This window comes from Sphingomonas sp. OK281, assembly GCF_900115295.1.
GTDB lineage: Bacteria > Pseudomonadota > Alphaproteobacteria > Sphingomonadales > Sphingomonadaceae > Sphingomonas.
This window is the reverse complement of record NZ_FOVZ01000008.1, coordinates 108,132-125,299: the sequence shown is the minus strand read 5'-3', so window position 1 is coordinate 125,299 and position 17,168 is coordinate 108,132. Positions and strand designations below refer to the sequence as shown.

The 17,168-nt window shown below is 61.3% G+C and carries 31 protein-coding genes; 27 read left to right on the top strand and 4 right to left on the bottom strand.

From position 1 onward, the window contains the following. Window positions 1–90: 90 nt before the first annotated feature. The 15 genes from BM244_RS20735 to BM244_RS20660 all read left to right on the top strand — a co-directional run bounded on the left by BM244_RS20735 (window position 91) and on the right by BM244_RS20660 (window position 10,279). Complete coding sequence (locus BM244_RS20735; RefSeq protein ID WP_093400814.1) at window positions 91–1,032, top strand: ArdC family protein; 942 nt, start codon at window positions 91–93, stop codon at window positions 1,030–1,032. Next, on the top strand, window positions 1,014–1,652 hold the full coding sequence (locus BM244_RS20730) for a DUF6927 domain-containing protein (protein WP_093400813.1): 639 nt from the start codon (window positions 1,014–1,016) through the stop codon (window positions 1,650–1,652). The genes BM244_RS20735 and BM244_RS20730 overlap by 19 nt, the downstream gene beginning before the upstream one ends. Before the next feature lie 11 nt (window positions 1,653–1,663). After that, complete coding sequence (locus tag BM244_RS20725; protein WP_139227017.1) at window positions 1,664–1,855, top strand: hypothetical protein; 192 nt, start codon at window positions 1,664–1,666, stop codon at window positions 1,853–1,855. Continuing rightward, window positions 1,846–2,379: a thermonuclease family protein gene (locus BM244_RS20720; protein ID WP_093400811.1), complete on the top strand. Its 534-nt coding sequence runs from the start codon at window positions 1,846–1,848 to the stop codon at window positions 2,377–2,379. The genes BM244_RS20725 and BM244_RS20720 overlap by 10 nt, the downstream gene beginning before the upstream one ends. A gap of 51 nt (window positions 2,380–2,430) precedes the next feature. Further along, the gene (locus BM244_RS20715; protein ID WP_093400810.1) at window positions 2,431–3,036 is read left to right on the top strand and encodes a DUF7007 domain-containing protein; all 606 of its coding nucleotides are present in this window, start codon (window positions 2,431–2,433) and stop codon (window positions 3,034–3,036) included. Window positions 3,037–3,347: 311 nt separating this feature from the next. Next, entirely contained in the window at window positions 3,348–3,911 is a 564-nt protein-coding gene (locus BM244_RS20710) for a hypothetical protein (protein ID WP_254784683.1), read from the top strand. A gap of 13 nt (window positions 3,912–3,924) precedes the next feature. Then, window positions 3,925–4,221, top strand: coding sequence for a hypothetical protein (locus BM244_RS20705; protein WP_093400809.1), 297 nt, complete (start codon window positions 3,925–3,927; stop codon window positions 4,219–4,221). A gap of 19 nt (window positions 4,222–4,240) precedes the next feature. Then, complete coding sequence (locus BM244_RS20700; RefSeq protein WP_093400808.1) at window positions 4,241–4,540, top strand: hypothetical protein; 300 nt, start codon at window positions 4,241–4,243, stop codon at window positions 4,538–4,540. A gap of 76 nt (window positions 4,541–4,616) precedes the next feature. Then, complete coding sequence (locus tag BM244_RS20695; protein ID WP_093400807.1) at window positions 4,617–5,117, top strand: hypothetical protein; 501 nt, start codon at window positions 4,617–4,619, stop codon at window positions 5,115–5,117. A gap of 29 nt (window positions 5,118–5,146) precedes the next feature. Further along, the gene (locus BM244_RS20690) at window positions 5,147–6,454 is read left to right on the top strand and encodes a hypothetical protein (protein ID WP_139227016.1); all 1,308 of its coding nucleotides are present in this window, start codon (window positions 5,147–5,149) and stop codon (window positions 6,452–6,454) included. 532 nt (window positions 6,455–6,986) lie between these two features. Then, window positions 6,987–7,682 (top strand): DNA/RNA non-specific endonuclease, encoded by a 696-nt coding sequence (locus tag BM244_RS20680; RefSeq protein ID WP_217649184.1) that lies wholly within the window; start codon window positions 6,987–6,989, stop codon window positions 7,680–7,682. A gap of 103 nt (window positions 7,683–7,785) precedes the next feature. Next, window positions 7,786–8,058, top strand: coding sequence for a hypothetical protein (locus BM244_RS20675; RefSeq protein WP_093400804.1), 273 nt, complete (start codon window positions 7,786–7,788; stop codon window positions 8,056–8,058). Between the two features lie 10 nt (window positions 8,059–8,068). Next, window positions 8,069–8,830 carry a hypothetical protein gene (locus tag BM244_RS20670; protein WP_093400803.1) on the top strand — a complete coding sequence of 254 codons (762 nt, stop codon included), beginning with the start codon at window positions 8,069–8,071 and terminating at the stop codon, window positions 8,828–8,830. A gap of 25 nt (window positions 8,831–8,855) precedes the next feature. Continuing rightward, window positions 8,856–9,929, top strand: coding sequence for a M4 family metallopeptidase (locus BM244_RS20665; protein WP_254784682.1), 1,074 nt, complete (start codon window positions 8,856–8,858; stop codon window positions 9,927–9,929). Further along, on the top strand, window positions 9,929–10,279 hold the full coding sequence (locus BM244_RS20660; protein ID WP_093400801.1) for a protealysin inhibitor emfourin: 351 nt from the start codon (window positions 9,929–9,931) through the stop codon (window positions 10,277–10,279). Before BM244_RS20665 ends, BM244_RS20660 begins: the two co-directional genes overlap by 1 nt. Before the next feature lie 22 nt (window positions 10,280–10,301). Here BM244_RS20660 and rpsU read toward each other — a convergent pair whose 3' ends face one another. After that, window positions 10,302–10,502 carry a 30S ribosomal protein S21 gene (rpsU, locus tag BM244_RS20655; RefSeq protein WP_056483632.1) on the bottom strand — a complete coding sequence of 67 codons (201 nt, stop codon included), beginning with the start codon at window positions 10,500–10,502 and terminating at the stop codon, window positions 10,302–10,304. Between the two features lie 204 nt (window positions 10,503–10,706). Here rpsU and BM244_RS20650 point away from each other — a divergent pair, with 204 nt between their 5' ends. The 6 genes from BM244_RS20650 to BM244_RS20625 all read left to right on the top strand — a co-directional run bounded on the left by BM244_RS20650 (window position 10,707) and on the right by BM244_RS20625 (window position 13,614). Continuing rightward, window positions 10,707–10,928 carry a hypothetical protein gene (locus BM244_RS20650; protein ID WP_093400800.1) on the top strand — a complete coding sequence of 74 codons (222 nt, stop codon included), beginning with the start codon at window positions 10,707–10,709 and terminating at the stop codon, window positions 10,926–10,928. A gap of 59 nt (window positions 10,929–10,987) precedes the next feature. Continuing rightward, window positions 10,988–11,257: a DUF1488 family protein gene (locus BM244_RS20645; RefSeq protein ID WP_093400799.1), complete on the top strand. Its 270-nt coding sequence runs from the start codon at window positions 10,988–10,990 to the stop codon at window positions 11,255–11,257. A gap of 164 nt (window positions 11,258–11,421) precedes the next feature. Further along, on the top strand, window positions 11,422–12,198 hold the full coding sequence (locus tag BM244_RS20640) for a D-alanyl-D-alanine carboxypeptidase family protein (RefSeq protein ID WP_368086098.1): 777 nt from the start codon (window positions 11,422–11,424) through the stop codon (window positions 12,196–12,198). Window positions 12,199–12,495: 297 nt separating this feature from the next. Beyond that, window positions 12,496–12,762 carry an antitoxin gene (locus BM244_RS20635; RefSeq protein WP_254784678.1) on the top strand — a complete coding sequence of 89 codons (267 nt, stop codon included), beginning with the start codon at window positions 12,496–12,498 and terminating at the stop codon, window positions 12,760–12,762. A gap of 14 nt (window positions 12,763–12,776) precedes the next feature. Then, window positions 12,777–13,166, top strand: a complete 390-nt coding sequence (locus tag BM244_RS20630; protein ID WP_093400797.1) for a type II toxin-antitoxin system VapC family toxin — start codon at window positions 12,777–12,779, stop codon at window positions 13,164–13,166. A gap of 253 nt (window positions 13,167–13,419) precedes the next feature. Next, window positions 13,420–13,614, top strand: coding sequence for a hypothetical protein (locus tag BM244_RS20625; RefSeq protein ID WP_093400845.1), 195 nt, complete (start codon window positions 13,420–13,422; stop codon window positions 13,612–13,614). Between the two features lie 15 nt (window positions 13,615–13,629). Here BM244_RS20625 and BM244_RS20620 read toward each other — a convergent pair whose 3' ends face one another. Beyond that, window positions 13,630–14,118, bottom strand: coding sequence for a hypothetical protein (locus tag BM244_RS20620; RefSeq protein ID WP_139227014.1), 489 nt, complete (start codon window positions 14,116–14,118; stop codon window positions 13,630–13,632). A gap of 78 nt (window positions 14,119–14,196) precedes the next feature. On the opposite strand from BM244_RS20620, the gene BM244_RS20615 reads away from it, so the two are divergent. The 5 genes from BM244_RS20615 (at window position 14,197) to BM244_RS20600 (ending at window position 16,007) form a co-directional block, all read left to right on the top strand. After that, the gene (locus tag BM244_RS20615; protein ID WP_200874032.1) at window positions 14,197–14,505 is read left to right on the top strand and encodes a type II toxin-antitoxin system Phd/YefM family antitoxin; all 309 of its coding nucleotides are present in this window, start codon (window positions 14,197–14,199) and stop codon (window positions 14,503–14,505) included. Beyond that, the gene (locus BM244_RS20610) at window positions 14,505–14,930 is read left to right on the top strand and encodes a type II toxin-antitoxin system VapC family toxin (protein WP_093400795.1); all 426 of its coding nucleotides are present in this window, start codon (window positions 14,505–14,507) and stop codon (window positions 14,928–14,930) included. The genes BM244_RS20615 and BM244_RS20610 overlap by 1 nt, the downstream gene beginning before the upstream one ends. 121 nt (window positions 14,931–15,051) lie before the next feature. Continuing rightward, complete coding sequence (locus BM244_RS20605; protein WP_093400794.1) at window positions 15,052–15,297, top strand: hypothetical protein; 246 nt, start codon at window positions 15,052–15,054, stop codon at window positions 15,295–15,297. A 77-nt stretch (window positions 15,298–15,374) separates the two neighbouring features. Beyond that, window positions 15,375–15,539: a hypothetical protein gene (locus BM244_RS23295; protein ID WP_175518338.1), complete on the top strand. Its 165-nt coding sequence runs from the start codon at window positions 15,375–15,377 to the stop codon at window positions 15,537–15,539. 6 nt (window positions 15,540–15,545) lie between these two features. After that, window positions 15,546–16,007 carry a response regulator gene (locus BM244_RS20600; RefSeq protein WP_254784675.1) on the top strand — a complete coding sequence of 154 codons (462 nt, stop codon included), beginning with the start codon at window positions 15,546–15,548 and terminating at the stop codon, window positions 16,005–16,007. A 20-nt stretch (window positions 16,008–16,027) separates the two neighbouring features. Here the strand turns inward: BM244_RS20600 and BM244_RS20595 are convergent, their stop codons facing one another. Further along, window positions 16,028–16,240 carry a hypothetical protein gene (locus BM244_RS20595; protein WP_093400793.1) on the bottom strand — a complete coding sequence of 71 codons (213 nt, stop codon included), beginning with the start codon at window positions 16,238–16,240 and terminating at the stop codon, window positions 16,028–16,030. Between BM244_RS20595 and BM244_RS22845 the strand changes: the two genes are divergently transcribed. Then, on the top strand, window positions 16,230–16,472 hold the full coding sequence (locus BM244_RS22845; protein WP_139227012.1) for a hypothetical protein: 243 nt from the start codon (window positions 16,230–16,232) through the stop codon (window positions 16,470–16,472). The genes BM244_RS20595 and BM244_RS22845 overlap by 11 nt on opposite strands. Before the next feature lie 55 nt (window positions 16,473–16,527). On the opposite strand, the gene BM244_RS20590 is transcribed toward BM244_RS22845, so the two are convergent. Then, window positions 16,528–16,944, bottom strand: coding sequence for a hypothetical protein (locus BM244_RS20590; RefSeq protein ID WP_093400792.1), 417 nt, complete (start codon window positions 16,942–16,944; stop codon window positions 16,528–16,530). Window positions 16,945–17,168: the final 224 nt, after the last annotated feature.

Sequence of the window (17,168 nt, the reverse complement as noted above, 5' to 3'; positions counted from 1 at the left end):
ACGACGGTTCAATTCTGAGCAGCCTCACTGCCGGCCCGCGACTTCGCGGTGCCGGCAGTGCCTTTCCTCACCGCTAACGAGGACAGCGTCATGACCGCTACAACCCGCGACATTGCGGCCGACATCACCGCCGCCATCATCGCACGGCTCGAAGCCGGGACCCTGCCGTGGCAGCGCTCCTGGTCGGTTACCGGCGAGGGCGGCAGGCCACTGCGCCACGAGGGCGTTCCGTACACCGGAATAAACGCCCTATGGCTCTGGGCGACCGCCGACACCTATGGCTATCGCAGCCGCTACTGGATGACCGCCCGTCAGGCCCGCGAACTGGGCGGCGAGATCAACCGCGATGCCAGACCGTCTTTCTCCGTCTATGCCTCGACCTTCCGCAAGGCCGGAATGCCCAATCTGCTCGGGGCGACCGCCGACCAGATGATCCGCTTTCTGCGTTCCTATGTCGTCTTCAACGCCGACGAAATCGTTGGCCTGCCGGACTATTACTACCCGCGCGAGGTCGCACCGACCCCTTTGCTGATCTCCGAACGGCAGGATCGCATCGACGCCTTCTTTGCCGGTATCCCGGCCAAGGTCCGTCACGGCGGTGACCGCGCCTTCTTCCACCCTACCTTCGACTATATCCAGATGCCGCACACCGGCAGCTTCAAGTCAGGCGACGCATACGCATCGGTTCGGGCACACGAGACCGTCCATTGGGCAGGCCATGCCTCCCGGCTCGATCGCACCTTCGGGAAGCGCTTCGGCGACAACGCATATTGCGTCGAAGAATTGGTCGCTGAGCTTGGCTCGGCCATGATCTGCGGCGATCTCGGTCTCTCGACCGAGCTGCACGATAGCCACGCCTCCTACCTCGCCAACTGGTTGGGGGTGCTGCGTGCCGACAAGACCGCGATCTTCCTCGCCGCCGCCAAGGCCGAACAGGCCTTCTCCTACCTTCGCGCCTTCTCGACCGAGGCTGCAGCAGAAACACGGCCGCCGCATGAACCGGAGAACACGACATGGGTTGGCTCTCGATGACCAGCGCCGGCATGGCCGGCCACCCGAACCCCAAGGCCTATCTCGACGACCAGTTCACCTACAGCCGTGCGCTGGATGGTGGCGGCACGCGCGGCATGCGCGTTATCGACAGCGCGTTCGTCGGAAACCGCGTCTGGTACGCAGCAGCTGAGATTATTTCAGACGACGAGCCGCTCTACGTCATCGCACTGGTGTGTCTGGTCCGCTGGAACCCCAAGGCCAGAGACGGATACGTATTTGCGTACAAGGACATGGAGGAATCTATGGGCCCCTGCCAGGCCGGATGCCCTGCCCGGATTCTGCGTCTCCTGTCGCCAACCAGCAAAGAGAGCGCGCTGGATTGGCGGCGCCGTTGCCTCGCTCGGCTAAGGCTGCACGCCCGCAAAATCGATAACGGGATGCGGATCAAACTTCCCCGCCCGGTTTCGTTCAGCGACGGCCATACCGGCACCGAGTTCATCGTCGTGAAACGCGGCGAGAAGATCACCTTCCGGAGTGACAAGGGGCACGGCCACTACCGCATCTCGCACTTCCGCGACCTGGCCTGGTCTGTCGTCCCCGAAACCAAAGTTCACCGCACCGTCTTCGCGGCCCCTACCGCGTATGCGACACCACCATAATGGATATCCCCATGTCTGCCGACACTCCCCTCTCGCCGCTGCGCCGTGTGCTGTGCAGCAGGTCCAACGCCGTCAGGGTCGCCGCATGGATGCGCCTTGACGAAATTCACACCGACATCGTCGCTACGGGCGAGCCGCTGCAGCCGTGGCTGATCCTCGAGACGACCGACGCCCTGATCCAGGACGCACGCGCATGCGCATGACCCTTGTCCTCGCTTTTGCCCTTGCCGCCTGCGGAGGGGCCGCGTCCCAGGCCGAAGACCCGTCGATGATCCGAGCTGACGGTCGCGCGATCGACGGTGACACCGTATCGTTCGACGTCCGGATTTTTGGGGCCGATGCCTTCGAGAAGAGGCAATTGTGTCGAAATACGGATGGCTGCTGGCCGTGCGGCAAGGCGGCACAGGACTATGCGTCGAAGCTGCTGAAATCGGGAAGCAGTACGATCCGCCTGACGGGCAAGCAAAGCTACGGTCGTCCGATTGGAACGGTCGAGATCGGAGGCCAGGACCTTGGCGAGAGCATGATCGCTGCCGGCCTTGCCGTGCCGGCGACCAGCTACCTGAAGAGTGACCCTGAGCGTGCCCAGCGTTATCTCGCCGCTTATGAAAACGCCGAGGCCAGACATGCCGGCGTGCATGCCGGCTACTTCATCGAGCCGGCAAAATGGCGTCGCGGCGAACGCCTCTCATGCGAGGCCCGGGGCAAAAGCAGCCGAGAGCGCTGAATCGCGTGGGAGAGAAGGGGGAGGGGAAGGGCATCGATCAAGGAGACGATCATGCCCGCTTTCACTTCGACCTTCGTGCCCGTGCATACGCTCTGGGACGCTCCCGATACCGCGATCCAGCGCCTGCCAGGCATCTGGTTCGTTACCACCCCCTCGCATGGTGGCTTCGTCCTGTCGGATGAGCGTCAGGCTGCGATGCCCGAGCCCCTGCGCCTCGACAGCATCTACTACGAGGAAGACGTAAACTGGTCGCTGGTAGTCATCGGGTTCGAGACCGAGTTCGCAGCGCTAAAAGACCCGCTGTTCGACATCGAGCGCAACCTTGCCCATCAAACGGCACGTCACTGGCGGCCGATGCAATACGGTGCCTTCACCGGCGAGGTTATCAGCCCAAGCGATAGCTATGTCCTGAAGAAGGTAGCGCTCTACGAGGCCGCGATCGGAGAGATCGGGGTACGCTCAGCGTCCGGAGATTGGGCCGACTGGGTGCCCAAGGGCAAGGTCGGCGTCACTGGGCAGCGCATCACCGGCTGCGATCATCTGGGCTTTGCACAGTATGAAGGCCCGGACTTCAAAGGCCTGTGTGATGCAGGACGCTACGACAGCTCCCGCCCGATCAACACCTTTGCGGCTCTTGATGTCGAACTGGTGCCGTGACGATCGGGAGCGTCGTCGCCCTACCCCCTCTGGTCAACGGAGGGGGTAGGGGGCCGACTAAAGGCCGGAAAGATGTTGCCAAATCCGGCAACATCTTTCCCGAGACGTGCCCAAGCGCCCAGCCCTGATGGGCTGACGATACGAGCGCAAACCGGGTGTCGCGGGAGAAGAGAGGGGGGTGAAGAGTGTGCGCCGAAAGAGCGCACGGTCCTCAATCGGAGCATGCGTCGATGATTTACGATGTGCCTTTCCGCCACCAACAAGCGCTGGACCCGAGCGCCCTCACCACCGTCGTTGCGACATTGCACGCAATGGGAAAAGCGGTCGACGACTGCCGCAATGCCGGCGTCGATCCCAACAGCGACCCCGCTGTCGTCCTGCTGGCGCGTCACATGGCAACCGTGTCGACCAATCGTGCGCCCCGCGAGGTACTTCGCCACGCCTGCAGGCGCCGCCTCGAAGACCTGAAGCGGTTCCCGACGCTGCTGGCGCTCGCAATCCGCGGCGTGGAATATGACGCCGGCGCCAAGGAGCGTTTTCATATCGAAGCGACCGAGGCGATGAACGCCCTCGCCGTCTGCATTGGCCTGGCACCGGGGACATTCGAGGTAGTGTCGCTTCAGGGGGAACGCGATCAATCTGGCCATGTCCTGCTGGCGGCCGGCGAGTTTGCCGTCACCGTCAGGATCGGCGCACGTCACGAGGGTCGCGAGGTAGCGTACCGGGCTGTCTGCGATAGCACGAGCCAGCCCAACCACTACGCGCCGATGGCCGATCTGCTGAAGCCGGACCGCTTCGCTGATCGCCTGCGCCGTGATCTGTCGATCGCAGTCCGCCCGGTCGCGCCTGTCGCCCCGGTCCTGATCGCCGCCTGAAGGAGTGATGCCCATGCACATCCAAGACGCGCTCGCGGTTGCACGAGCCGACGCCACGCGCATTGCGCACTTCATCGAGCGACGGGAGCGTTTCCTTGATGCGCTCGACTGGTCGATGCTCACCGAGGATCACGCGCGCCAGTCGGCGATGCTCGACGACCTGCTCGACGGGGATATGGCCGATGCCATCCTCTATATCGACTGGCTGGTCGAGCGGCTGGCTGGTGATGCTGAACAGGTCCCTGGCGTACTCCGCTTTACGCCGCATCCGCGCCCGTGGCAGCTTGCGTGGATTACGCTCGCTTCCTGACCGATTGGGGGATTAATCGATGAGCCGTCATACATTCACCGGCAACGCCGGCACCACCGTAGCGATCGGTTGGGATCGTCCCCTGGCGACGTTCTTCGTGCAGGTCCTGCGTCCTCACCCGACCATGAAAGGCGAGGAAGACATGGTCGAATGGCAGGGTACTGAGCCCGACGAGCTACCGACCGCAGCAGCGGCGATCGAGATTGCTGGCCGCTATGCCAACCTGCCGGAAACGCTCGGCGCTACGCTTGAGACCGACCGCCTCAAGACGCTCGGGTCTGTCGACGGACCGGCGCAGCGGTTCCTTTATCGATCTTGAGCACCACGCTTCGCGGCGGTTAGAGGGAAGAGGGATGGTGTTTGGGTTGATCCAAGTGGATCGATGGAGATACCCCATGTCCTACATTATCGATATTGGTGGCGCACCGGCCAACGAGGACTGCGCCCAACTCGGCCAGACGCCGGACTTCGAGGCCGTGAACACGTTCGAGGTCTTGGGCTACAAGCTGGCGATCATAGCGCGGCACGGTATGCCGCCCGCCGGCTGCAAGCTTGGACCGCACACGAACCGACATGACTTTGGCGTCTATCGGACGCTTGCCCTCCACATCGAGGACGAGGAAGACGAAGCCGTTCAGGCATATGCCGAGGCGGTAGAGGAAGGTCTGGGGTCATGGCTCGAGGCCGGATTTACGCCCCCGGTCATCTACGCTGGTTCGGTCGCCAAGATCGAACGCCTCGACCACGTCGAGCTGGTGATCGGTGCGCTTCTGACGACGCGGCCGAACGCCGACGGGACGTTCCCGATCGCTGACTTCGGTATCCTTCACGGCCACCTCGCAGCGGCCTTTCCGCAACAAGCGAAGGCCGCGCGCCAACGTCTGGTCGAAGCGTAATCCCGCCCATCCTCTGAAGGATTGAGCCATTGCTGATGCTGCAATCGCAGCCCACCGGGATCGTCCCGGCGGGAGCGTTCCCCCTTGTCCGGTCACCGCGTGACGCCGAGGCCGTAGAGCCGGACTATTTTGATTCCACCGATATGCGTTGCTGGCTGACGCGTGGCCAGTCGGTCGAACAGGCAACCGAGCTGGCCCTGATCTGGCGATCCTTTCCGGATTTGCCACCCACGGCGCCACTGGAGGACCGGATGGCAAGGGGACGCGAACGTATCGCGGCGATGAAGCCATTGAACGACGCGATAGCCGCCAAGACGGAGGCCGAACGGCAGACCCGGAACTTCGCCTTCATGGAATCGCGCGCCCGTGAAGGGACGATTGTCGATAGCGAGATTGCGATCCTGCATGGCCGGGATCGCTACGGCTATGACTGGGATCTGGCCGTTGCCTACGCGAGCGGCTGGACCGCGGCCGATGCCGGTTGGGAGCATCGCTTTTGCGCCGATGGCTCGCGACGGCAGGACGCCAAGCGCGAGGCCTATGACCGTGGTTTTGCCGATGGTGGCGGTGACCAGGCCGACCTGTTCGACGCCGCGCGACGCAGCAACCTCGCCGCCATTCGCCGGGATAATCAACGTCCGGCAGCGCCGCTACCGCCGAGGGCACGACCGGCGCCGAGCAGCTCGCCCAAGCGAAACGATCATGCTCGCCCAACGCGGTGGTCAAGGCGTCTGCTGATTGTCTCTGACGCCACGATCGAAGAGGTGACGCCAGGGTTGATGCGCGTCTCGAGTCTGCGCCTCGTTGATGAGATCCGCGCCCGACCCGGCACCGAGGCCATGACGATAGTCACGATCGACCGCCATGACGGCTTCGTCGTGAATGGCTGCCCGGTCGAGACGAAGGTGCCGATCGCGGCTTACCGCGCCGACGAAATGATCGCCGATCCTAGCCACGGCGATGCCCTCCGCGCCATCCTCAGTGGACACGATTTCGACGACGTCCTGATCGCGGTACAGGGCGACTACCTTCGCATCGTCGACGCCTTCGCAAGCGCACTGCCGCTGTGTGCGAACATGGAGCGATCGCAAAACTCGCTCCTGCAACAGCGTGCGCACCTGCGCTGCTGGCTCGACCGAGGCTACGACGGCACGGACAATCTGGGTGCCGGCCACATCCGTTGGGGCAAGGCCATAAAAGGTCTGACTGGCAAGCTCGGGGAGTTCACCGCCCGCCATGTCGGTCCAGCGCCGCGCCGCGGCCACCTGATCCGGATCGAGGCCGAAGGCGGCACGCTCGCCGAAGGCTATGGTGCTGCTTTCACCGCAGCCGGTTGACGATTTGTGGGAAGCCCAGAAAGCGGGATGGCGCTGCTTCGTCATGGGTAACGATAGCCCCAGCGGCCGGCGCGGCAGTCGTCTGCGCGCTGCGTGGCAACGCGGCTACAACGCGGCCTCCCAGAGCCGTGATCCGGTAGGGGTTGATGCTGTGAAAAGCCGGGCGGTGCCGCACGTGATGCCGCGAGTTCGCCGCTTCGCGCCCTTATGCGTTTGATCCTGAGCCGTCCCATCCGGATGTAACAACGACGCCGCGGAGCAAGCATACTGGTCACTGATGGAAGCGAAAGAAAGAGGATCACCATGATCAACCTGTCATATCGACCCCGCTTGGCGGACCTTCAGCAACTGGGGCGTTCGAACCCTGGCTTGCTGCCGTTCGAACCGGAGGGGGTCAGGACGTCCGAACCAGGCACGTTCCGTGGGCGCGGGTTACCTCGAAGACTTTCTTACCGAATTTAGGGTGTCGCTTCCTGACGCGACGGCCATCGCCGAGGACGTTCTGTCAGTTCCCGAGAGCGATAGTAGTCGCTTGGACTACGAGCATTTCTCAGTCGTCATGTCGAAAAGCCGTCGTCTAGCCCTGTTCACCGCCGTCAATATCGATGGAAGCGCCAGCGTCTCGGTACCGCGCGGCGGTGATCCGTGGGCGTTCGACGGACGCATTCCCGAAGCAGCCCAGGCGGGGGATGAGCTATATGCCGACAACGATTTCGATCGCGGCCATCTTGTGCGGCGCGAAGATCCCAACTGGGGCCAGACCGCCAGCGTAGCCAACCGCGATACCTTCCATTTCACCAACTGCGCGCCACAGCTCTCGGTCTTCAATCAGCGATCCTGGTTGAGCCTCGAGGACTATATTCTCAGCAACACGCGCCGGGTCGGCGAACGTGCGACCGTTTTTACGGGGCCAGTCTTCAGGGGCAATGATCCGGTTTACCGCGGCGTCGCTATTCGGCTGGCTTATTGGAAGGTCGTGGCCTTCATCCATGACGACGGTCGTCCATCGGCCTCCGCCTATCTGATCGATCATGATGTCGATCTAGACGCGCAGTCGCTCCTGTTCGGAGCGTTCAAGACCTATCAGCGATCAGTCCTCGCGATAGAAGGCCTGACGAACCTCGACTTTGGGTCGTTGCGGGAGTTCGACGGATTCTCGAACGAGGAGAAGGCGACCGGCGACGCTGTCCGGGTGCTGATTACCGAGGCCGAAGATATTAGGCTGTAACGGCCGCAAATAGCGCTGTCCTACAAAGAACATATATGGAACATCGACTGTCGGATCAACAAGGAGAGTCGGACAATGACCGACATGATCGACGGCCCCATGCTTGTACCTTCGCAACCGCACCAATCTGTCGGCCGAACAGCGCGAGCAGCTTGCGATCCGTGTTTTTGCCGCCCGCGAGGCCGCGAAGCAGGGACCCGTACGAGCGGCTGAAGTCGCAGACGCCATTGATCTCGCCGCGAAAGCCCAGACCGGGCTGAGGGATGCCTTGGCCGGTCGCTTATCGCCGCAGCAGCGCCGTGCCGCGGCTCGACTGAACATCGATCGCATCACCCGCGCGCTCGGACTGATCGCGTCGATCGCCACCCCCGCCTGAGGAGGATCCGATGACCACCTTTACCCAGGCCGTGGAGGCTGCAGATGCGCTTATCGATCAGCTTCAGGGACTGACCGAGAACCCCCGCTATCTCCCGCGCTTCTTCGATACGATATTCGGCTTACGCACGGCTCTCGGTAACGAACGCGATCGGTTCGCTTCGTTGCACAGCCCCGAGGCCGTGGACCGACCGGCGTTCGCGACGATCCTGGATCGCTGCGAACAGGCGACGGCGATCGGCGCGGCACTTACACCAGGCGATGCAGAGGTGTCGCGGTACGCGGCAGCCGTACAGCGCGCGATTGCGGCGTTTGCTAATGATGGGGTGGCGTCCGCTCGGCCAGCCCTGCGCGGCGCGCTGCGGCTTCGACGATCATCAACGCCGTTGGTAAGACCCGGGCGCCAGCCCGATCCAACGCCCGAGCCATATTACACCAGCCTAGTGAAGCTATTCCCGGTCGAGGCGGTAACGCTTTACCCCCTCGCCATAGGCATCGCGGGCAACGACATCGTCATTCGCTTGATCCTGATCGTCATCATCACGCTGTTCGTCATCGCGTTGCGCTGGTTCGGAACGCAGGAGGAGAGAGGGGGAGATGCAGATGTGCTGGCAATCGGCGTGTCGGTTATTTCGTTCGAGCTCTACGCTGCCTCGCTGGGGGGCTTTGGCTACCTCCCGGGCGGCCCGGCGCAGACCAGCCAGTTTCTCGCTTTCATCACCATCATGTGGGTCGCGCTCGTCCCCTTCGCGCTTCGCCACTCCCGCCGCTAATTGATAAGGAGACACGATCATGTGCATGTCCACGCATCGGCATTCGCTTCACTGCATCCTGCCGCCCTACATCCTCTCCAAGATCGCCGAGAACGGTTCACCTGCGCTGCGCGCAATGGCGATGCACAGCCTGATGATCGACCCGACCATCCGGATCGTCCGGGCAAGTACGGCGGGCCCCGTCAACGGAGATCTTGCCCGACGGCGGTCGGCTGCGGGCAACATCCTTGTCCCCAGTCCGCTCCGAACGATCCGAGACGCTGGCGGCGAACCTGAAGCGCCTGGTTCTGTGGTCGTGCGGCGCGAAGGGGAGGGACCAACAGGCGATATCGTAGTCGACGAGGCGTATGATGGCTTGGGTGCAACGTTCGCGTTGTTCTGGGAAGCCTATCAGCGCAACTCGATCGACGATGCCGGGCTGCCCCTCGATGCGACAGTCCATTACGACCAGGACTATGACAACGCTTTCTGGGACGGCGCTCAGATGGTGTTCGGCGATGGTGATGGCGAGCTGTTCAACCGCTTCACGATCGCGCTCGATGTCATTGGTCACGAGCTTACCCACGGCGTCACCGAGAGGGAGGCAGGGCTTGCCTACTTCAACCAGTCGGGCGCGCTCAACGAGAGCATCTCTGACGTGTTCGGCAGCCTGGTGAAGCAGAAGCTGCTGGGCCAGACAGCCGACCAGGCGGACTGGCTCATTGGTGCCGGACTGCTGACTTCGGCGGTCAACGGCGTCGCGCTGCGGTCGATGAAGGAGCCCGGCACGGCCTATGACGATCCTGTCCTCGGCAAGGACCCGCAGCCCGGCCACATGGACAATTTCGTCCGCACCAATCAGGACAATGGCGGGGTTCATATCAACTCCGGTATCCCCAACCGGGCCTTCTACCTGGCCGCGACGACGATCGGTAGAAACGCATGGGACCGTGCCGGTCGGATATGGTACAATGCGCTGCTGGACCCCAATACGCGGGCCAACACGGACTTCGCCGGCTTTGCCCGCGTCACGATCGACGTCGCGCGGCGTTTGCACGGTACGGACAGTGCCGAGACGACAGCCGTCGCCGAAGCATGGACAACGGTTGGAGTGATCTGATGCAGATGGGCAAGGCTTGCGACGAGACCGTGACGGGCGAAGCCCGGGTACGGATCGAGGGAGGCCTTGCCCATTTTCCAGGGCTTGCGAAGGAACAGGCCATTTCGTTCGGCGACCTCGCAACGCCCGAGCGTCAGGAACTCACCAGCCTTGCCGACCAGGCTGACTTCTTCGGTTGCGAGCCATCGACTGATATAGCGAGGCCGGATGCGCGCACGTATACGGTTGGCCTGACGATCGACGGACGAAGCAGGGAGATGCGGCTCGCCGAGCCGATCCGTGACCCCGCGATGGCGAAGCTCGTCTCTGTTGTACGCCGCCTGAGCAAACAGCACGCACCCACACGGTGACGGTCTAACCAAACCCTGAGGCTTACTGATCCTTTTCGGCGCGTTTGCGATCGGCCTTGCGCGCCCGGCTAACGGCCGCTGCGTGTTCGCGAGCGCGCTTCTCCGACGGTTTCTCGAAATGGCGGCGCAGCTTCATCTCGCGGTAGACGCCTTCGCGCTGCAGCTTCTTTTTCAGAACGCGAAGAGCCTGGTCGACGTTGTTGTCGCGGACGATGACCTGCATGAAACCTGACTTTCGAGATTGCGTCGATGATTAACGCGCCCATGCCTATAAGCCCGGCGGTCATGTGCCAAGTCCATGACCGACTTACCGGCTTTGATCGCAGTTTTCTAAGGCGACTGTGTTTACTCCTGCCCCATGCTGGAACGGTTTCTACGTTGCAGCCCCTGGGCATTGACACTGATCCATTAGGCCGGAGAAGGCACCATGACCAATTCCGACATTCCTACCTTTCGTGTTCAATTGCTACCGGCGCCGATGGTAATCGACGCGGATGGCCTCCCGGTCCCGAAATCCCATGTGGTCGAGATCATGTTTCCAGGGGACACGATCGATACGACGCTGGGGAAGGTGAACACGATCGTCGGGCCGGGAACTGCCAAAATCATCGTAGACGATGCAACGTACCGCGGGATCAGCCTTTGCTAAGTTTGCGCGCCACGTAACCTTGGGGCAGGGGAGCCTGCCAACCGAGGAAGCAGTGATACATGGCGAACCGTCTCACGATTGATCAAGACAGCCTGGTCGACAACGACCGCGAAAAGCAGGTCGAGTTTACCGCCGAAATCGACAGCGACGACCGCGATTTTGCCGTGAAATACGCCGTTTTGCGTGAAGTGAGCGGCGACGAACCAGACAATGACGCCCTGGAACTGTTCGAGCGGTTCAGCGACGAAATTCTCGATATCTGCGCTGATCTCGCCGAGCTGCGGCCAACGGCCAATCTGATAACAGTGACAGAAAGTGACCTCGAGTAGCGGTCGCTCCGAGGCACCTTTCGAAGCGTGCCGCTTAAGGCAGCAGTCAGGTCAGAGTTGGCATCCTCAAGGCTCATTGAGGATACCAACTTCGGCATGTTTTCAGTTCTCTACGGCGTTCGCAGATCTGTTTTATCGTTGCCAGCTTGGCATTCGGCCTACCTGTGCAGGCGGCATATGCCCGATCTCGCGTCTCTGAGATTGTGGTCGATGCCTCAACCGGTACCGTTCTGTTTTCGGAGGCGCCGGATGCAGCGAGACGGCCCGCTTCACTGACCAAGCTGATGACGCTGTATCTCGCATTCGAAGCTCTTGCCGACGGCCGCTTACGACCAAGTGACCCTTTGCCGATATCCCGCCGGGCGGCGCGCCAGCCGGCGACGCACTTGGGTATAGCTGCAGGTGGAAGGATCACAGTCGGCAAGGCGCTGGATGCTATCGCAGCGATCTCGTCGAACGACCTGGCCGTTGCCGTGGCCGAACGCATTGCAGGTAGTGAGCCGAAATTTGCCAGACTGATGACGGCAAAGGCGCGCCAGCTTGGGATGCGGAATACGCGGTTTGCAAACGCATCGGGACTGACCAGCGCTGGTAACATGACAACGGCGAGCGACATGGCGAAGCTCGCGCGCGCCATCGTCAGGCGCTTTCCGCGGCAATATGCCCGGTTCAGCAAGCGTACGATCCAGTGGAGATCGCGTCGCATTGGCAATCACAACCATCTGCTCGGTCGGGTTGCGGGCGTCGACGGCATCAAGACCGGGTACACGTCCGACGCCGGCTACAATCTCGCAGCGTCGGCGATGCGTCGAGGTCGGCGTATCGTGGTCGTCGTGCTAGGTGAGACCAGCGTTTCGGCGCGTGATGCGCGCGTTGCCAATCTGATCGAGTTGGGCTTCACCGGATCGAGATCGAGGCCGCGTCGCATACGACGACGGTAATTCTACGAACTGCCTTGAGGTGCCCCAGAGCCGCGAGGATCGCTCGGATTGATAATATATCTTATGTTAAATCAATAATTTAGCAGATATTCAGCATTGATTTTGCATGGCTTTGTTCCGGCTTTCGCCGGGAGCCGTCTCAAGCAGCAACCGAGGCCAGGACCGCATAAAGCTACGCCCTTCCCACGCCCAGGCCACCTGAGACGGACGGCACGGACGTAACTACGACGCCATCGCTCATCGCGATTGAACGTCAGTCCAAGCGAGTATATACATGGCATATACAAAGGAGGCGTCGTGACCCAGACATCTGCTAATTTCGACGTGCGCGAAGCCAGGCTGTTTCGCAACAATCGCAGTCAGGCAGTGCGAATTCCCGCCGAGTTCGAATTTTCGGGAAGCCGTGTGCTTATCCACAAGGAAGGCAACAAGCTTATCATCGAACCCGAACCCAAGGCCCGTCTTCTCGACATCCTGAAAGGGCTAACCCCCCTCGCCTCTGAAGATCTGTTTCCAGAGGATCTCGATGCTACGCTGCTCCCGCTCAGGGCCGTCGACCTGTGACAGGCTCACGCTACATGCTCGATACCAACATCGTCTCCGACCTGGTTCGAAATCCGCAAGGCGCGGTGTTTGATAAGATCGTCGAGATCGGGAGCGACAATCTGTGTGTCAGCATCATCACCGCGGCCGAACTGCGCTATGGTTGCGCCCGTAAGGGGTCCCCTCGCCTGCTCCAGCAAGTCGAAGCCATTCTGGGCGGGCTCGAGATCCTTCCGCTCGATGTCCCGGCCGACGCCGAATATGGCGGGATCCGCGCCGAGCTTGAAGCCGCTGGCAAACCGATCGGCCCCAACGACCTCCTGATCGCAGCTCACGCCTATGCGCTGGGTGCCACGCTGGTCACCGCTAATGTCGGCGAGTTCACACGCATTCGGGGTCTTCGCGTGGAGAATTGGCTCAGCTGACGCCGACGGTTTCCGCTTACGAAAACAGGGCCGGAACCGATAGCAGCGGTCCCGACCCCGTCGATCGAAGGATCCTCCGTCGAAACGGTGGATAGACTGGCTTAACGCATCTGCGTCGAATCCGGTCCACCACCCTCGATATACGGATCGTCGTCAATTTTCCATGAACGAGCCTGTCGGCCGTTCCACCCGCCATACGGCACTTCACCCGAAGGACTTCACCCGAAGGACTTCACCCCGAAGGGACATCACCATGACCGTCATTGCACTTTCAGCCCGACGAGGTTCACTGAGTTCACTCGAGAACGCCTACGCCGTGGCTATCCAGCTTCGTGAGAGCACCGGCGTCGACCAGTTTGTGGTCCGCACCGAAAATCCCATTCAGCCTTTCCGTGTCTCCCGGTGCCGGCCACATCACCCGGAGAGTCTGCTCGCCCTGGTCGCCTGACCGGGCTGACTATCGTCAGCCCTCGGTCGTCACGTTGGCCATGATCTGCGCAGCCGTCAGGCTCTCGCACAACTGGGCGTTCGTGGCGTAGATCACCGCGAGCTTCTGCTCGCGCATCACCATGCACATCCGACCACGACGGTACGTCAGGCTCTGCAACCAGGCGAGTTCTGTAATCGCCTGCTCGATAGGCGTGTCGTATAGCAGGTACCAAAGCCGCATCTGGAACGGGCTCTTGTCGCGCAGGATCTCTTCGAGATCCTTGTGCCCCTCGCCACGGCCCATGCCGTTGCTCGTTTCGCTCGCCAGTGCGGTGAAAGCTTCCTGCATCTCCGTGATGGCGAAATAGGCGACGTCGAGGCCGATCCCGATCGTGGCGCCTGCCAGCACCCGCCGATCAGTCGATATTTCGGAGTCGCCGTTCTCGTTGGTGCCGCTGTTGTTCAGCACGTCATATAGCGGGAGGTCATAGTCGTACCCCCGCATCATATCCTGCACTTTCATCATATCCTCCTTCGGCTGAGGCTTGAGATTTGGCAGGATCGTCAAGCGATGGAGCAAAACCCGGTCGCGTGACGAACATTGACAATTCCGCTGCCTGCGGCGATGTCTGTACGTCACGACAAAGAAGGTCAAGCCGCCATGCAAACTTTTTCCAGTCGCGACTTCAATCGCGAACCAGGTCGCATCAAGCGGGCCGCGGTTGATGGCGCAGTCATCATCACCGAACGCGGCCGACCCATCATGGCGGTCATGCCCTTTGCCGAATACGAGCGGCTGAAAGCGCCTCCCGGCAACATCCTCGACGCCCTCGACATGGACGAGGTCGGAGACATCGAGGTCGACTTCAGCAGGGCAGCATCGTTCCCGCGTCCGGCGGTGTTCGACTGATGTACTTGCTCGACACCAACGCCGTGTCCGAGCTGCGCAAGCGGCGCAGCGGAAAGATCAGCCCAGCCGTCGAAGCGTGGGCCGGTAGCGTCGATCAGGCGGACATGTTCCTTTCTGTCATCACGATCATGGAGATCGAGCTCGGCATCGCACTGCTCGAACGGCGCGATACGCGGCAAGCCGGCGTGTTGCGGCTCTGGCTACACGACAAGGTCATGCCCGCCTTTGCCGGGCGCATACTCCCCGTCGACACAACGATCGCGCTGCGCTGCGCGAGGCTGCACGTTCCGGACACCAAGAGCGAACGCGACGCCTGGATCGCAGCGACGGGCCTCGTACACGACCTGACGATCGTCACCCGAAATGTCGTCGACTTCGCAGGCACAGATGTTACGCTTTTTGATCCGTGGACCTACCATCAGTGACAGCCAGGAGACGATCATGAGATCCATGCACTCACGAACGGCCCTCGCTTTTGGTGCGGTACTTATTGGGGCCTCGGTAACGAGGGCGGCGCCGTATATCCCTGACCATTGGGGATGGTTCATGGCGATGACAGTGTTCGGGATGGCCGGAGGCTTCGTCATGTTGTTGGCGATTGGCACAGTAGGGGCAGCCATGTGTCTTGGCGCTGCCTTCGGCGAACTACTTATCATGGCCGGAAAACCCGAACTGAATGCCAGTCCAGTCGCATGGGCTATTTTCGTAGTCTTTGCCGCGATCGGGGTGGCTTTGGTCCACCTATCCAATCGTGGTAATAAGCCGATGGCGCGTAGGCCGATCGAAGAATGACATCGAGCGCTGCTTCGTTGATGATACCGAACCGTCGATCATAGCCGACTGATCTGAATCAAGGTATCAGAGGTCGGATGACTGATGCGATCCCGGAATCCACCTCTGCCGATCAACCGCTGGTCGACGTCCCGCTGAACCTCATGAAGATGGCGCTCACTCTGTTAGATCGCGAAGACGATAGCGGAAGTGTTTCGGCATGCCTTCTTCAGGAAGCGATCGACGCCCGTTCTACGAAGTAAAACGGTATGCTGCATGCGCTTTGTATCGGAGCCATTTTCGCAAATGGCGGGTTGATGCGCATGACCTTATCAACAATCCCCTACGCTCTGGCCGTCGACGACGAACCATTCATCCTTATGGATATAACTGGGATCCTCGAAGACGCGGGTTTCCGCACTTACGAAGCCAGTAGCGGCGATGCCGCGATCGCGATGCTTCCCGAGTACGCCCACACCATCACCCTCCTCTTTTCGGACGTCGACATGCCGGGTGACACCAACGGGTTCGCGCTCGCGCGCCACGTCGCCGAAAACTACCCCTGGATCGAGATCGTCATCGGTAGCGGGCGCGTAAGCCCAGAAACCGGCGACCTTCCGGAGAAGGCGACGTTTCTTTCGAAGCCGTTCAACGCGCAGATGATCCATAGCCATCTTCGTAAAACCCTGCCCGATGGCAAGTTGCCAGAACCGCTCAAGAACGCGGCCTGAGCCGCGCAGGACGGCGTGGTTCAGACGTCGTCGCTCTCGACCGGCGTCGTCACGCCGCGCGCTACGAGCGCGGCAGTCAGCTGACGCCTGATGCTCATGCCGTTCAGGTGGCTGAACACGCCCTCATAACCCTCGGCGGTAAGGCGTTCTCGAATGTCCGAAACCGAGCGACAGGCGCCTTCCCTCGCCAGCTGAAATGCTCGTTCAACAGTGCCGATGCGCGTGTCGCTCAATATCCCTCCGGATAGCCGATCGATCGCGCGAAATGCGGTTGCCGGCTTTCGCCCGGTTAACAACCAAAAATTATGCGGTTCAAGCCTGTTCGCGGTTGCAAAACGATGTTCGCAGATGCAGCATGGCGACGCCTTTCAGGCATCCTCTCCTAAAAACTATCCGGGCCGGCTCACGCTGGCCCTTTTTTTGTCTGCCGAACGCCACCCGGTGCGCCTGACGGTAGCCGGGTAGACGAGGGCAACGTGGCGCCGCCATGATCTGAAGGAACCCAACTCGGCTGATGTCGCTACCGATGCTTGAGCCGGGCGGCCAACACCCTCGTCTCACGCGCGATCTGCTCTTCCATCATTGGCCAAATATCCCGCGCCGCGGCGCAATAACCTGACCAGTCCGCCTCGATCGACGTCGTCGTCCACTCAGCAATATGCGCGCGCGAAAACATCCGCTTGGTTGCAGTTGCAAAGAGCAACTCGGACAGCTCCGTCCTTAAGCCATCGTCGGCATTTTTAAGTAACGTTGGGACGATCACCTCGCTGACGTACCTGGACCGCGACAGGCTGGACGCCGTCAACTGCTCTCGGGCGACCGCCAGTTCACGGCTATTCGGGTTTTCCTCGCCGCAATGCCGTTTGATTTCGCGAAGGCCAGCCATGATGTCTCGATGATGCCCTTCCAATGCGCTGAGCATCGCTTCCGGATTCATTTTTGTACCCCTCCCCTGCCCGACGATCATACATCGCGAGGCATCTGCTTTCGTGTTTTCGGCCAGCGTCGTTGTGACGTTCGCCCTTTTCGATAGGCCACTCTAAAGACTTGATTAATGGGCTCAAGCTAAGCTTTTCCCCTACGGAAATGTGATGCTTTCTTGTCGATGGGGCCGTCTCGGATATGGCTTATGAGCGGGGTACAGCCGACTGAAATCTTCGA

What these genes read in the sequence shown, in the direction of transcription:
- BM244_RS20715 (WP_093400810.1), top strand. Translation starts at nt 2,431, where the DNA reads ATGCCCGCTTTCACTTCGACCTTCGTGCCCGTGCATACGCTCTGGGAC.
- BM244_RS20730 (WP_093400813.1), top strand. Translation starts at nt 1,014, where the DNA reads ATGGGTTGGCTCTCGATGACCAGCGCCGGCATGGCCGGCCACCCGAAC.
- BM244_RS20600 (WP_254784675.1), top strand. Translation starts at nt 15,546, where the DNA reads ATGCTGCATGCGCTTTGTATCGGAGCCATTTTCGCAAATGGCGGGTTG.
- BM244_RS20720 (WP_093400811.1), top strand. Translation starts at nt 1,846, where the DNA reads ATGCGCATGACCCTTGTCCTCGCTTTTGCCCTTGCCGCCTGCGGAGGG.
- BM244_RS20645 (WP_093400799.1), top strand. Translation starts at nt 10,988, where the DNA reads ATGGCGAACCGTCTCACGATTGATCAAGACAGCCTGGTCGACAACGAC.
- BM244_RS20670 (WP_093400803.1), top strand. Translation starts at nt 8,069, where the DNA reads ATGACCACCTTTACCCAGGCCGTGGAGGCTGCAGATGCGCTTATCGAT.
- BM244_RS20700 (WP_093400808.1), top strand. Translation starts at nt 4,241, where the DNA reads ATGAGCCGTCATACATTCACCGGCAACGCCGGCACCACCGTAGCGATC.
- BM244_RS20665 (WP_254784682.1), top strand. Translation starts at nt 8,856, where the DNA reads ATGTCCACGCATCGGCATTCGCTTCACTGCATCCTGCCGCCCTACATC.
- BM244_RS20695 (WP_093400807.1), top strand. Translation starts at nt 4,617, where the DNA reads ATGTCCTACATTATCGATATTGGTGGCGCACCGGCCAACGAGGACTGC.
- BM244_RS20625 (WP_093400845.1), top strand. Translation starts at nt 13,420, where the DNA reads ATGACCGTCATTGCACTTTCAGCCCGACGAGGTTCACTGAGTTCACTC.
- BM244_RS20660 (WP_093400801.1), top strand. Translation starts at nt 9,929, where the DNA reads ATGCAGATGGGCAAGGCTTGCGACGAGACCGTGACGGGCGAAGCCCGG.
- BM244_RS20705 (WP_093400809.1), top strand. Translation starts at nt 3,925, where the DNA reads ATGCACATCCAAGACGCGCTCGCGGTTGCACGAGCCGACGCCACGCGC.
- BM244_RS20725 (WP_139227017.1), top strand. Translation starts at nt 1,664, where the DNA reads ATGTCTGCCGACACTCCCCTCTCGCCGCTGCGCCGTGTGCTGTGCAGC.
- BM244_RS20650 (WP_093400800.1), top strand. Translation starts at nt 10,707, where the DNA reads ATGACCAATTCCGACATTCCTACCTTTCGTGTTCAATTGCTACCGGCG.
- BM244_RS23295 (WP_175518338.1), top strand. Translation starts at nt 15,375, where the DNA reads ATGACTGATGCGATCCCGGAATCCACCTCTGCCGATCAACCGCTGGTC.
- rpsU (WP_056483632.1), bottom strand. Translation starts at nt 10,502, where the DNA reads ATGCAGGTCATCGTCCGCGACAACAACGTCGACCAGGCTCTTCGCGTT.
- BM244_RS20610 (WP_093400795.1), top strand. Translation starts at nt 14,505, where the DNA reads ATGTACTTGCTCGACACCAACGCCGTGTCCGAGCTGCGCAAGCGGCGC.
- BM244_RS20605 (WP_093400794.1), top strand. Translation starts at nt 15,052, where the DNA reads ATGGCGATGACAGTGTTCGGGATGGCCGGAGGCTTCGTCATGTTGTTG.
- BM244_RS20620 (WP_139227014.1), bottom strand. Translation starts at nt 14,118, where the DNA reads ATGAAAGTGCAGGATATGATGCGGGGGTACGACTATGACCTCCCGCTA.
- BM244_RS20630 (WP_093400797.1), top strand. Translation starts at nt 12,777, where the DNA reads ATGCTCGATACCAACATCGTCTCCGACCTGGTTCGAAATCCGCAAGGC.
- BM244_RS20735 (WP_093400814.1), top strand. Translation starts at nt 91, where the DNA reads ATGACCGCTACAACCCGCGACATTGCGGCCGACATCACCGCCGCCATC.
- BM244_RS20710 (WP_254784683.1), top strand. Translation starts at nt 3,348, where the DNA reads ATGGGAAAAGCGGTCGACGACTGCCGCAATGCCGGCGTCGATCCCAAC.
- BM244_RS20590 (WP_093400792.1), bottom strand. Translation starts at nt 16,944, where the DNA reads ATGAATCCGGAAGCGATGCTCAGCGCATTGGAAGGGCATCATCGAGAC.